The sequence below is a fragment of the Desulforhopalus sp. genome (genome assembly GCA_030247675.1).
In the GTDB taxonomy this organism is placed as follows: Bacteria; Desulfobacterota; Desulfobulbia; order Desulfobulbales; family Desulfocapsaceae; genus Desulforhopalus_A.
Genome location: JAOTRX010000002.1, coordinates 1,018,837 through 1,031,020, shown reverse-complemented (window position 1 = coordinate 1,031,020; position 12,184 = coordinate 1,018,837). Strand labels below are relative to the sequence as shown.

The 12,184-nt window shown below is 59.7% G+C and carries 13 protein-coding genes; 10 read left to right on the top strand and 3 right to left on the bottom strand.

What is annotated here, in order from left to right; all coding sequences use genetic code 11:
• Window positions 1-25: 25 nt before the first annotated feature.
• Window positions 26-922 (bottom strand): diguanylate cyclase, encoded by an 897-nt coding sequence (locus OEL83_04505; GenBank protein MDK9706292.1) that lies wholly within the window; start codon window positions 920-922, stop codon window positions 26-28.
• Window positions 923-1,184: 262 nt separating this feature from the next.
• Between OEL83_04505 and OEL83_04500 the strand changes: the two genes are divergently transcribed.
• Window positions 1,185-2,129, top strand: coding sequence for a hypothetical protein (locus tag OEL83_04500; protein MDK9706291.1), 945 nt, complete (start codon window positions 1,185-1,187; stop codon window positions 2,127-2,129).
• Here OEL83_04500 and OEL83_04495 read toward each other — a convergent pair.
• Both OEL83_04495 and OEL83_04490 read right to left on the bottom strand, forming a co-directional pair.
• Window positions 2,122-2,325 carry a hypothetical protein gene (locus OEL83_04495; protein MDK9706290.1) on the bottom strand — a complete coding sequence of 68 codons (204 nt, stop codon included), beginning with the start codon at window positions 2,323-2,325 and terminating at the stop codon, window positions 2,122-2,124. The two genes, OEL83_04500 and OEL83_04495, sit on opposite strands and share 8 nt — an antisense overlap.
• Before the next feature lie 111 nt (window positions 2,326-2,436).
• On the bottom strand, window positions 2,437-2,673 hold the full coding sequence (locus OEL83_04490) for a hypothetical protein (protein MDK9706289.1): 237 nt from the start codon (window positions 2,671-2,673) through the stop codon (window positions 2,437-2,439).
• 401 nt (window positions 2,674-3,074) lie between these two features.
• Here OEL83_04490 and urtA point away from each other — a divergent pair, with 401 nt between their 5' ends.
• From urtA to ureC, 9 genes are all read left to right on the top strand, one after another.
• Window positions 3,075-4,361 carry an urea ABC transporter substrate-binding protein gene (gene urtA / locus OEL83_04485; GenBank protein MDK9706288.1) on the top strand — a complete coding sequence of 429 codons (1,287 nt, stop codon included), beginning with the start codon at window positions 3,075-3,077 and terminating at the stop codon, window positions 4,359-4,361.
• A gap of 183 nt (window positions 4,362-4,544) precedes the next feature.
• On the top strand, window positions 4,545-6,167 hold the full coding sequence (urtB, locus tag OEL83_04480) for an urea ABC transporter permease subunit UrtB (protein ID MDK9706287.1): 1,623 nt from the start codon (window positions 4,545-4,547) through the stop codon (window positions 6,165-6,167).
• A gap of 6 nt (window positions 6,168-6,173) precedes the next feature.
• Window positions 6,174-7,265: an urea ABC transporter permease subunit UrtC gene (urtC, locus tag OEL83_04475; protein MDK9706286.1), complete on the top strand. Its 1,092-nt coding sequence runs from the start codon at window positions 6,174-6,176 to the stop codon at window positions 7,263-7,265.
• Window positions 7,262-8,092 (top strand): urea ABC transporter ATP-binding protein UrtD, encoded by an 831-nt coding sequence (gene urtD / locus OEL83_04470; protein MDK9706285.1) that lies wholly within the window; start codon window positions 7,262-7,264, stop codon window positions 8,090-8,092. Before urtC ends, urtD begins: the two co-directional genes overlap by 4 nt.
• Window positions 8,093-8,094: 2 nt before the next feature.
• A complete protein-coding gene (urtE, locus tag OEL83_04465; protein MDK9706284.1) occupies window positions 8,095-8,790 on the top strand; it encodes an urea ABC transporter ATP-binding subunit UrtE in 696 nt (231 codons plus the stop codon).
• Window positions 8,787-9,635, top strand: coding sequence for an urease accessory protein UreD (locus OEL83_04460; protein ID MDK9706283.1), 849 nt, complete (start codon window positions 8,787-8,789; stop codon window positions 9,633-9,635). The genes urtE and OEL83_04460 overlap by 4 nt, the downstream gene beginning before the upstream one ends.
• A gap of 196 nt (window positions 9,636-9,831) precedes the next feature.
• Complete coding sequence (gene ureA / locus OEL83_04455) at window positions 9,832-10,134, top strand: urease subunit gamma (GenBank protein MDK9706282.1); 303 nt, start codon at window positions 9,832-9,834, stop codon at window positions 10,132-10,134.
• Window positions 10,135-10,148: 14 nt separating this feature from the next.
• Window positions 10,149-10,466, top strand: coding sequence for an urease subunit beta (locus tag OEL83_04450; GenBank protein ID MDK9706281.1), 318 nt, complete (start codon window positions 10,149-10,151; stop codon window positions 10,464-10,466).
• Window positions 10,463-12,166 (top strand): urease subunit alpha, encoded by a 1,704-nt coding sequence (gene ureC / locus OEL83_04445; GenBank protein MDK9706280.1) that lies wholly within the window; start codon window positions 10,463-10,465, stop codon window positions 12,164-12,166. Before OEL83_04450 ends, ureC begins: the two co-directional genes overlap by 4 nt.
• Window positions 12,167-12,184: the final 18 nt, after the last annotated feature.

Below are 12,184 nucleotides of genomic sequence, written 5' to 3'. Positions count from 1 at the left end.
CCGGCGGCGGGAAGAAGGCAGACCGTCAAATCCTGGTGATCACGCAGTTCTTGCCGCTCTTTTTGGCATCATACATGGCCTGGTCGGCGCGCTCCTTCATGGCCCGTTCGTCTTCTTCCTTGGGTATTCGTTTATTGCGCCTGCAGGAAACTAGGCCTATGGAAAGAGTGGTGCCGGAAAAGTCCTTTTCGATGAAGGTCAGAAGAATCCTCTGGACAATTTCCGTCCCCTGGCTGGCGGTGGCCTGGGGGAGCAAAACGGCAAATTCGTCGCCACCCAGGCGAAAGCACAAATCAACGCTCTCCCTGGTGCACAATTTCATTATTTCAGCGAGGCCTACCAAGGCCTTATCACCTTCCTGGTGGCCGAACTGATCATTGTACTCCTTGAAATTGTCGATATCGATACTGGCCAGCATCAGCGGATAGTTCTGCCGGCTGGCCCTTTCCACCTCGTAGGAAAAGCGCTCGTCAAAGGCCCTCCTGTTGAGAATCCCCGTCAAGCTGTCCTGCTTCGACAAAAGTTGCAACTTGCGGATAAGGCTGCGTTCGCGGACGGCCCTGGCCAGTTTGGCCTCAAGCTCAGCCTGGTCGATAGGCTTTTTAATGAAATCGATGGCTCCCGCCTTTATTACCGCGGCATAACTGGCTTTTTCATGAAAACCGGTGGAGATGATAACATCGGTTTCTTTGTGTTCCTTATGGATATGGGCTAAAAGCTCTAAGCCGTCCATCCCCGGCATGACGATATCGGTCAGGACAAGATCGACGGGAGTTGATCGCAGAACGGCAAGCGCCTCGATGCCGTCCCCGGCAACCAGGCAGTGATAGCCGAGGGAGCCGACCAGGACACTCAAGGCCATACGCACCAGCTCGTCGTCATCAACGATCAACACAACAACGGAATCTACCTTTTCTGCCATCTCACTCATCTACGGTTTTTGCGATGATTACAAAGATCTGAGGCCCAACCTGCTTTGCCGATTTCCAATGTTTTACCTAAAAAAGATTACTTGCAAAAGAAGATAAAGTCCAGACAACACGTTATTATTTCCATTATCGTACGATTCTGATGCGACAAATCGACGGGCATCGACCGCATGAACGACCCAGGCAAAGAGACTTTCCGTGAAAAAAATGTTTCTAAAAAGGAGAGTTTGCCATATCCTACCGGGAAATGATAGAATGTGTGGAAAACGTGGCGACATTACACCTGAACTTTCCAGAGCGGACATGGACAATAAATATATTTCATATCTTTTCGAGGGCAAACTGACCGGTACTCCCCTCGATGAAATTCTCTCGCTCGCTAAAAATGTCAGCCATGGTGCCGATCTTCAACTCATCCGCGAGGTGCATAACGACCTGGCGGCATTCTTTGGCGGTGCTCATCCCGATTTCCAGAAAAATACCCTGCCCTACCACAACCTCCGCCACAGCCAGATGGTTGTTCTGGCGACTATCCGTCTCTTCGACGGACTGCACTGCAATTCCGTGCCGATTACCGCCGACATGCTTTTGCGAGGCCTCCTCGCCGCCTATTTTCACGACACCGGGATGCTTCTTGTAGAGGGAGACACCGCCCATTCCGGCACCGAATATCTGGCCAACCATGAAGAGCGATCGATCCTCTTTCTCAAGCGTTACGCCGCACGCAAGGGCTTGAGCGATGATATCGCCGAAGACTGCACGACGATCATCAAATATACCGACCTGAACAGCGACCCCTCAACCTTTGAATTTCATAGCCGGGACATTCAGCTCATCGGCCAGATAGTCGGGTCGGCGGATATCCTGGCGCAAATGGCCGACCGCTATTACCTGGAATGCCTCCCCCTGCTGTATAACGAGCTGCACGCCGGTGGCGTCAGCGAACACGGTTCGGCCCTTGAACTGATGGAGCATACCGCGAATTTTTACCACAACGTCGTTCTCAAGCGACTCCTTACCACCTTCTCGCATACCTCCGAGGCGATGCAAACCCACTTTCGCGAGAGGCACGGTATCGATCGCAACCTCTATATTGAGAATATTGACAAGAATGTCGCCTATTTGAAAAAAATCATCAAGAAGTGTCGAGATATAAACTGCCTGCACAAATACCTCAAACGCATCCCTCCGACTATTTGATCCGCGGATCCTTCCCCGTTTCAAACATTTCAAACAGATCATAGAAGAGCTTGGTAACCGTACTGAAGTGGGTCGCCGAGCCGGAACTGGCATAGGCCTTGGTCAGCTCCATTGCCTTGGCAATACTCTCCTGACTATCGGTGCTGTTGGGATCCTTCAGAGCTTGCACAAGTTTTTTGCCGATATCTTCTTCCACGAGGATCTTCCTTTTCTGGGAACTTGGAGGGAGGGGCACTCCGCCGTCTTGAACGGGATACGTTCCCGGCAGACGACAAAGAGGTTCAGACGTACAGTGTTTCACCGCAGGTCATGTGTTCTTGCGGTTGCAGACATTGACCACCTTGCGATTCAGATTTTCCAGGAACTTCGAAAATTTTTTCTCAGCATTTTTGATAAGGCTGGCAATCTTCACCTCATCAAGGGCCCCGACAACCGTGCCGCAGGCCACGCATTGGATGAGACAAAATTTTTGCCCGGTCTTGGTAGTGACGGGAACGGCTTCAAATTCGTGATATTCGCAGGATGGGCACTTCGACCTCGCCATATTTTCACCTTCTAAATAGGTTATTAACAACTCACCGGATAAAGATAACGCTAAACCCCCACCTGTTCAAGGAGCTCTTCTTCTTTTTCCGTTTCCGGACTCGGATGCCGGCATGGGCTGGAGGCGGATCGCCAGCCCATGCCGACGGCTTGCGCGCTGCGAAAGCGCAATAGCAATTTACATTTATGTCATATTTTAATAATTAGCTCTACAAAAACGTACTGCATTTTCATTGCAAAACACCCGAAAATCTTCAATCCAAACCACAACATAGCCATAAATAAACCGTAATACAGCGAGTTACAAGTTCGTTCCAGAGATGGCATATCCCTTGCTTTTACATGGTCATGAACGTCACAAAGGGTGACATATTTTCAACCAAGGAAGAAAGGAGAAGCCACATGAAGATGAAGGCATTGGCGAGTTACCTGGCTGGCGGGCTGCTGGCTGGCGCCCTGCTGGCCGGTCCGGCCGCAGCCGAAGACACCATCAAGGTCGGGATTCTGCATTCCCTGTCCGGAACCATGGCGATCAGCGAGACGACGCTGAAGGACACCATGCTCATGCTCATCGACGAGCAGAACAAGAAAGGCGGCCTGCTCGGCAAGAAGCTGACCCCGGTGGTCGTCGATCCGGCCTCCAACTGGCCGCTCTTTGCCGAAAAGGCCCGCGAGTTGATCCAGAAGGAAAAGGTGGCGGCCACCTTCGGCTGCTGGACCTCAGTATCCCGCAAATCGGTTTTGCCAGTCTTCGAGGAGTTGAACAGCCTGCTCTTCTACCCGGTACAGTATGAGGGCGAGGAATCGTCGGTGAACGTCTTCTACACCGGCGCCGCGCCAAACCAGCAGGCCATCCCCGCCGTCGATTATCTGATGAACGATATCGGCGCCAAACGCTGGGTCCTTGCCGGTACCGACTACGTCTACCCGCGCACCACCAACAAGATTCTCGAGGCCTACCTGAAGGCAAAAGGTGTTGCCGCCGAGGATATCATGATCAACTACACCCCTTTCGGGCATAGCGACTGGCAGTCGATCGTCGCCGATATTAAAAAGTTCGGCTCCGCCGGCAAGAAGACCGCGGTGGTATCGACGATCAACGGCGACGCCAACGTCCCCTTCTACAAGGAACTGGGCAATCAGGGTATCAAGGCCGACGCCATCCCGGTCGTCGCCTTCTCGGTGGGTGAGGAAGAGCTTTCCGGTATAGACACCAAACCCCTGGTCGGCCATCTCGCCGCCTGGAACTACTTCCAGAGCGTGCAGAGCCCGGTGAACAGCGCTTTTATCAAGGCCTGGAAATCCTTTATCAAGAACGACAAGCGGGTCACCAACGACCCGATGGAGGCCCATTATATCGGCTTCAATATGTGGGTGAAGGCGGTGGAGAAGGCCGGCACCACCGACCCGAAGGCAGTGCAGGAGGCGATTATCGGCGTCACCGTGCCGAACCTGTCCGGCGGCTACTCGGCGATGATGCCCAACCACCATATCACCAAGCCGGTCCTGATCGGCGAAATCCAGGCGAACGGCCAGTTCGAGACGGTCTGGCAGACCTCGGGCCTGGTGGTCGGCGACGAGTGGTCGGACTTTCTTGAGGGATCAAAGGATCTCATCTCAGACTGGCGTAAACCGCTATCCTGCGGTGCCTATAATGTCGTGACCCATAAGTGTTCGGGCACCAAGTAAGTGTCATGAAAAGGTCCCGGGGCTGTTGCCAGCCCCGGAATTGGCAAACAAGGTGGACAAAGTGCACCCTACGGAAAACCCCAACTTGGGTGCTCAGTCGTAGGGTGCGCTCCGCGCACCTTTGAAAAGCAAAGCGGTGCACAATATGCACGGAAAGCCCTCAAACCTCAGCCGCTAGCGACGATGAAAAAGACACCAAGATCAATATCCCGGCTGTTGCCGACCCTTCTCCTCCTCCTGCTCGCCCTCTTTCCCGAGACCTGCCTGGCGACGGCCGAAGAGGGCTTCTCTGAGGGAGTGGTGCTGCTTGCCACCAAGGGCTTTGCCCAGAAGTCGGAAGGTGCGGAGAAGATTGCCGCAAGCGGCGACCAGCGGGCGGGCAAGATCCTCCGCGCCTGCCTCGACGGCCAGCTCTACCTGACCCGCGAGGGGCAGAACCTCGTCTACGGTACAGCGGAAGGTGACAACCTACAGGTCAGCGACGCCCTGACCGGGGCTCCTCTTAGCGTGATGAATGCTGGGCAACTCACCAAGGTCACCATCAACAACCAGCTGCGCGGCCAACTAAAAACCCTGCTTGCCCGCCTCAGCCTGAAAAACCCCGACCCGGCGATTCGACTTGCCGGAGTCCGCGAGATGTTTGCCGATATCACCCCGGAGACCGCCAAAGTCCTTGACGATCTGCGACAAAGCGAGCAGGACCAGCGGGTGCGTGAGGCCCTGCAGACCGCCCTGGCCCTGGCCGGGGTGCGCGGCAATGACCCGACCGAACGAAAGAAGGGCCTTGCCGACCTGGCGGGCAGCCTCGACCCCGAGGTGCGCAACGAACTGACCCGGCTGATCGCCGAAGAAAAGGACCCGGCCGCGCTTCGCGAGGCAAAACGGTCGCTCGCCAAGATCGAGGACAGCCTGTCCTGGTACGCAAAACTCGAAACGCTGTTCTTCGGGCTCAGCCTCGGCTCCGTCCTGGTGCTTGCCGCCATTGGCCTGGCCATCACCTTCGGGGTGATCGGCGTCATCAATATGGCCCACGGTGAGCTGATCATGATCGGCGCCTATACCGCCTACGTCATGCAGCAGCTGCTACCGCAGAGCATCGGCCTGGCCCTGGCGCTTTCCATACCTGCGGCCTTTATCGTCGCCGCCCTGGTCGGCATCGCCATCGAGCGCTCGGTCATCCGCTTCCTCTACGGGCGACCGCTGGAGACCCTGCTTGCCACCTTCGGCATCAGCCTTATTCTCCAGCAGGCGGTGCGCTCCATCTTCTCGCCTCTCAACCGCAGCGTCGTCACACCGGCGTGGATGAGCGGCTCGATCGCCATCAATCCGGTATTGTCCTTTACCAGCAACCGCCTCGTCATCTTCGTCTTCGCCATGCTGGTCTTTGCCGGACTGTTCCTGCTGCTGAAAAAGAGCAGCCTCGGCCTGCAGGTCCGGGCGGTGTCGCAGAACCGGGCGATGGCCCGGGCCATGGGAGTCAGGGCCTCGCGGGTCGACGCCCTGACCTTCGGCCTCGGCTCTGGCGTTGCCGGCATCGCTGGCGTGGCCCTCAGCCAGCTGACCAACGTCGGCCCGAACCTCGGCCAATCGTATATCGTCGATTCCTTCATGGTTGTGGTCTTCGGCGGCGTCGGCAACCTGTGGGGCACCCTGGTCGGCGGCCTGGCTCTGGGCGTTGCCAACAAGTTTCTTGAGCCGTGGAGCGGTGCGGTGCTTGCCAAGATCGTCATCCTCGTGCTCATCATCCTCTTCATCCAGAAGCGTCCCCAGGGCCTGTTCCCGCAACGGGGCCGGGCGGCGGAGTAAATTACCATGAACCGTTTTCTCACAGTTTTACAAGACGACAAGCCCGGCTCGGCTCTCCTCCTGGTGCTTCTGGCGGCAAGTGTCATCGTTCCGGCCAGCAACCTGCTGCTAGCCGAAACCAACCCCTTGCATCTGCCGACCTACAGCATGACCCTGTGGGGCAAGTACCTCTGCTACGCCCTCCTTGCGGTGGCGGTCGATCTGGTGTGGGGCTATCTCGGCATCCTCAGCCTCGGCCACGGTGCCTTCTTTGCGCTTGGCGGCTACGCCATGGGCATGTACCTGATGCGGCAGATCGGCGACCGCGGCGTCTACGGCAACCCGGTGCTGCCTGACTTCATGGTCTTTCTCAACTGGCAGGAACTGCCCTGGTTTTGGCACGGTTTTCAGAGCTTTTGGTTCGCGGCCCTCATGGTGGTAGCGGTACCCGCCGCCCTCGCCCTGGTCTTCGGCAGTCTTGCCTTTCGGTCGCGGGTGACCGGCGTCTACCTGTCGATCATCACCCAGGCCCTTACCTTCGCCCTGCTGCTTGCCTTCTTCCGCAACGAGATGGGGTTCGGCGGCAACAACGGCCTCACCGATTTCAAGGATATCCTCGGGTTTAACCTCCAGGAGGACACCACTCGGGCGGCGCTCTTTGCTCTATCGGCCCTAGCTCTGGCCGGCGGCTACCTTGCCTGCCGGCTGATCACCACCTCGCGGCTCGGCATGGCCTGCACCGCCATCCGCGACCAGGAGTCGCGCCTGCGCTTTGTCGGCTACCGGGTGGAAAATATCAAATTGTGGGTCTTCACCTTCTCGGCGGCGCTCGCCGGGGTCGCCGGCGCCCTCTACGTGCCGCAGGTCGGTATCATCAACCCTACCGAGTTCTCGCCGCTCAACTCCATCGAGATCGTCATTTGGGTGGCGGTGGGCGGCAGGGCCAGCCTCTACGGCGCCGTCGCCGGGGCGATACTCGTCAATGCCGCAAAGAGCTGGCTGACCGTGGCCTTCCCCGACGCCTGGCTGTTCGGCCTGGGTGCCCTGTTCGTCCTCGTCACCCTCTTTCTGCCGTACGGCGTAGTCGGCCTTATCCAGCGCAGGGGGGGAAGAGCATGAACACCAGAGATCGCATGCGCGCCATCTTCGGCATCGAAGACCCGATCGTCTTTCCCTTGCCGGAAAGCTCGGAGGATCTCGATCTCCGCCACGGAGTCATCCTCTACCTTGAAGGAATCAACGTCAGTTTCGACGGCTTCAGGGCAATCAACAACCTCAACCTGTATATCGACGACGGCGAGCTGCGCTGCATCATCGGCCCGAACGGCGCCGGCAAGACGACAATGATGGACATCATCACCGGCAAGACCAGACCGGACAGCGGCTCCGCCTGGTTCGGCGGTACCATCGACCTGCTGCAACTCGACGAACCGGGCATCGCCCAGGCGGGGATCGGCCGTAAGTTCCAGAAGCCGACGGTCTTTACGGAGCTCCTGGTCGACAATAACCTCGAACTGGCCATGGCCGGCGACAAGGCGCCGTGGCCGACCTTTCGCGCCAAGCTGACGAGTGAGGAGCGTGACCGGATCAACGACATCCTGAAACTCATCGGCCTCCACCAGCTAGCCGGCACCAAGGCAGGGTCCCTGTCGCACGGCCAGAAACAGTGGCTGGAAATAGGCATGCTGCTGATGCAGAACCCCAAGCTGCTGCTCATCGACGAGCCGGTGGCCGGCATGACCCAGCAGGAGATGGAACGCACCGCCGAGCTTTTAACCAGCCTTGCCGGCAGCCATTCGGTAGTGGTGGTCGAGCACGACATGGACTTCATCCGTTCCATCGCCCGCAAGGTCTCGGTGCTCCACCAGGGCTCGATCCTCGCCGAGGGCACCATGGACGAGGTCCAGAACAACCAACAGGTCATCGAGGTCTATCTGGGGGAATAATTATGCTCAACGTTACCACACTCAACCAGTTCTACGGCGAGAGCCACACCCTCTGGGATATTGACCTGCAAGTGGCCGCCGGCAGATGCACCTGCCTCATGGGCCGCAACGGCGTCGGCAAGACGACGCTGCTCGCCTGTATCATGGGCCTCATCGCCCCGCGCTCCGGCCAGATCCTCTTCCAGGAGAAGGATATCACCCGGGTGGCCGTTGAGGGGCGGGCCGACATGGGGATCGGCTATGTGCCCCAGGGCCGGCAGATCTTTCCCCTGCTCACCGTCCGGGAAAACCTGGAGATCGGTCTTGCCTGCCAAAAAGGCAAAAAGAAGGCAATCCCCGAGGTGATCTTCGAGCTTTTCCCGGTACTGAGGGAGATGCTCGGCCGGCGCGGCGGCGACCTGTCCGGCGGCCAGCAGCAGCAACTGGCCATCGGCCGCGCCCTGGTGCTTGAGCCGACACTGTTGATTCTCGACGAGCCGACGGAGGGCATCCAGCCAAACATCGTTCAGGAGATCGGCGAGATCATCCACCGGCTGCAGCGGGAACTCGGTATGACCATCCTCCTGGTCGAGCAGAAACTGAAGTTCGTCCGGGCGGTGGCCGACTGTTTCGTCATCCTCGACCGCGGCCGGGCGGTGGCCGAGGGAAACATCGACAGCCTGCATGAGGGACTGATCAAGGAGTATTTAACGGTATGAGAACGGCAACTGCGGAACTGGCAACACCTGAAGAAGAAAGTGGCTGGCGGGCGGAACTGGCCCTCACCTACGCCGCCCAGAAAGACACGACTATCCTCGCCGACAGCCGCCATCAGGGGCCGCTGCGGGTCCAGCGCCCCCTGTACCCGGAGGGCGGGGTCTGTCACACCTGCATCCTCCATCCACCGGGCGGAGTGGTCGGCGGCGACAGCCTGCACCTTGACGTGACCGTGCGGGATACTGCCCACGCCCTGATCACCACCCCGGGCGCTACCAAATTCTACCGCTCCGCGGGCAGGGCGGCGGTGCAGCGCCAGATGCTTGCGGTACACGGCGGGACCCTTGAATGGCTGCCCCAGGAGGCCATTGCCTTCCCGGGGGCCGAGGCGGAGCTGCTCACCGAGGTGCGGCTTTACGGCAAGGCGCGGTTCATCGGCTGGGAGGTCCTCTGCCTGGGTCTGCCCGCCCGCGGCGAGACCTTCTCCCCCGGCCGCTTTGACGGCTGCCTGGCCCTGTACCGCGACGGCCGGCCGCTGTTCTTCGACCGCCTGCGGGTGCGCAGCGAGCGGGATCTGGCAAGCGTCGTCGGCCTGCGCCGCCACCCGGTAAGCGGCTGCTTCCTTGCCACCGGAGTCAGCCGGGAGACCGCCGCCGGGCTCGGCGACCTGGCATCGCGGACGGACGGCGAGCTGACCGGCCTCACCCTCCTCGGAGAGGTGCTGGTGGCCCGCTATCTTGGCTATTCGGTGGTCGCCGCCCGGGAATTTTTTAGCGAGCTGTGGGCACGGCTGCGGCCCTCGCTTATCGGTCGCCCGGCCTGCCCACCGAGGATCTGGGCAACATAACGCCGGGTTGCGCGCTTGCCTGCTGCGAACGAAACCTGCCCTTGCAGTCTCTTTCCATATCTAAGTCAAGATGAAAAGGAAGCTGCAAGCGAGCAGCGACGAGACAGTACAGTGTAGTACGGCGAGGAGCCGCGCAGCGCGGGAGCTGAAGTTAACGCTTGATTTAGAATTGGAAAAAACAAAAGGGACAACGACAATGGAACTCACCCCACGAGAAAAAGACAAGCTCATCCTGTTTACCGCCGCCCTGCTCGCCGAACGGCGCATGGCCCGCGGCCTGAAGCTCAACTACCCCGAGGCGGTGGCCTTTATCAGCGGGGCGCTGCTGGAGGGTGCCCGCGACGGCAGGACGGTCGCCGAACTGATGGCCGACGGCCGCAACCTCCTCAACCGCGACCAAGTCATGGATGGCGTGGCGGAGATGGTCGAGGAGGTGCAGGTCGAGGCGACCTTTCCCGACGGCACCAAGCTGGTGACGGTGCACAATCCGATTCGATAGACAAGGAGAACCCTATGATTCCCGGTGAAATAATCACAATGGAAGGCGACATCGAACTGAACGTCGGCCGCGAAACGGTGCTGGTCGAGGTGGCCAATACCGGCGACCGGCCTATCCAGGTCGGCTCGCACTACCACTTTTTTGAGACCAACGAGGCCCTGGCCTTCAACCGCCCGGCGGCGCGGGGCTTTCGCCTGAACATCGCCGCCGGCACGGCAGTGCGCTTCGAACCGGGCCAGACCCGGCGGGTGGAACTGGTGGCCTTTGCGGGACAACGGGAGGTCTACGGATTTACCGGCAAGATCATGGGACCTCTGGAGGAACGGCAATGACAACGATAAGCAGAAGGGCATACGCCGAGATGTTCGGACCGACGGTGGGCGACAAGGTGCGGCTCGCCGACAGCGACCTGTGGCTGATGGTCGAAGAAGACCGGACGATTTACGGCGACGAGGTGAAGTTCGGTGGCGGCAAGGTCATCCGCGACGGCATGGGACAAAGCCAGCGGACTTCGGCTGAGACCTGCGACCTGGTCATCACCAACGCCCTGATCCTCGACCACTGGGGGATCGTCAAGGCCGATATCGGTATCAAGGACGGCCGGATCAGCGGCATCGGCAAGGCCGGCAACCCCGATATTCAACCGGGGGTGACCATCGTCATCGGCCCCGGCACCGAGGCCCTGGCAGGAGAAGGAATGATCGTCACCGCTGGAGGCATCGACTCGCACATCCACTTCATCTGCCCGCAGCAGGTGGAGGAGGCCCTGGCCATCGGCATCACAACCATGATCGGCGGCGGCACCGGACCGGCCACCGGCACCAACGCCACCACCTGTACGCCGGGGCCGTGGAACATCGCCCGGATGCTCCAGGCGGCGGAAGGGTTGCCAATGAATCTCGGTTTTTTAGGCAAGGGCAATGCCAGCCTGCCGGAAGGCCTGATCGAGCAGGTGCGGGCCGGGGCGATGGGTCTGAAACTCCATGAAGACTGGGGGACGACGCCCTCGGCCATCGACAACTGCCTGGCGGTGGCCGACGACATGGACGTCCAGGTCGCCATCCACACCGATACCCTCAATGAGTCGGGCTTTGTCGAGGCGACCATCGCCGCCTTCAAGGACCGGGCCATCCACACCTACCACACCGAGGGCGCCGGCGGCGGCCATGCCCCGGATATTATCCGCGCCTGCGGCCGGTCAAATGTCCTGCCGTCATCCACCAACCCGACCCGGCCGTACACGGTGAACACCATCGACGAGCACCTCGACATGCTCATGGTCTGTCACCACCTCGACCCGAAGATTGCAGAAGACGTCGCCTTCGCCGAGTCGCGGATCCGCCGCGAGACCATCGCCGCCGAGGATATCCTCCACGATCTCGGGGCCTTTTCGATGATCTCCTCCGATTCCCAGGCGATGGGCCGGGTCGGTGAGGTGATCCTGCGCACCTGGCAGACAGCCAGCAAGATGAAGAGCCAGCGGGGCAGCCTGGGGAGCGACCCGGCCGGCCATGACAATTTCCGCATCAAACGCTATGTCGCCAAATACACCATCAACCCGGCAATCACCCACGGCATCGCCCACGAGGTTGGTTCGATAGAGGTCGGCAAACTCGCCGACCTGGTGCTGTGGAAACCGGCGCTTTTTGGGGTAAAACCGAGCCTGATTGTCAAGGGCGGCCTGATCGCCATGGCCGCCATGGGCGACGCCAACGCCTCCATCCCCTCGCCCCAACCGGTCCACTACCGGCCGATGTTCGGCGCCCTTGGCCTCGCCCTGCCGGCAACGACCATGACCTTTATTTCCCGGGCCGCTGCCGCTGACGGGGTGGCGGCGCGGCTCGGTCTGCGGTCACTGATCGGGGTCGCCGGGAATTGCCGGCAGATCGGCAAAAAAGACATGGTCCACAACGACTACCTGCCGCACATCGAGGTCGATCCGCAGACCTATCAGGTGCGGGCCGACGGCATGCTACTGACCTGCGAACCGGCCAGGGTCCTGCCCATGGCCCAAAGATACTTCCTGTTTTAATGGCAGCACCTCACTCAC

Coding starts and splice junctions, on each gene's coding strand:
- OEL83_04505 (MDK9706292.1), bottom strand. CDS start 922: ATGGCAGAAAAGGTAGATTCCGTTGTTGTGTTGATCGTTGATGACGAC.
- OEL83_04500 (MDK9706291.1), top strand. CDS start 1,185: ATGTGTGGAAAACGTGGCGACATTACACCTGAACTTTCCAGAGCGGAC.
- OEL83_04490 (MDK9706289.1), bottom strand. CDS start 2,673: ATGGCGAGGTCGAAGTGCCCATCCTGCGAATATCACGAATTTGAAGCC.
- urtA (MDK9706288.1), top strand. CDS start 3,075: ATGAAGATGAAGGCATTGGCGAGTTACCTGGCTGGCGGGCTGCTGGCT.
- urtB (MDK9706287.1), top strand. CDS start 4,545: ATGAAAAAGACACCAAGATCAATATCCCGGCTGTTGCCGACCCTTCTC.
- urtC (MDK9706286.1), top strand. CDS start 6,174: ATGAACCGTTTTCTCACAGTTTTACAAGACGACAAGCCCGGCTCGGCT.
- urtD (MDK9706285.1), top strand. CDS start 7,262: ATGAACACCAGAGATCGCATGCGCGCCATCTTCGGCATCGAAGACCCG.
- urtE (MDK9706284.1), top strand. CDS start 8,095: ATGCTCAACGTTACCACACTCAACCAGTTCTACGGCGAGAGCCACACC.
- OEL83_04460 (MDK9706283.1), top strand. CDS start 8,787: ATGAGAACGGCAACTGCGGAACTGGCAACACCTGAAGAAGAAAGTGGC.
- ureA (MDK9706282.1), top strand. CDS start 9,832: ATGGAACTCACCCCACGAGAAAAAGACAAGCTCATCCTGTTTACCGCC.
- OEL83_04450 (MDK9706281.1), top strand. CDS start 10,149: ATGATTCCCGGTGAAATAATCACAATGGAAGGCGACATCGAACTGAAC.
- ureC (MDK9706280.1), top strand. CDS start 10,463: ATGACAACGATAAGCAGAAGGGCATACGCCGAGATGTTCGGACCGACG.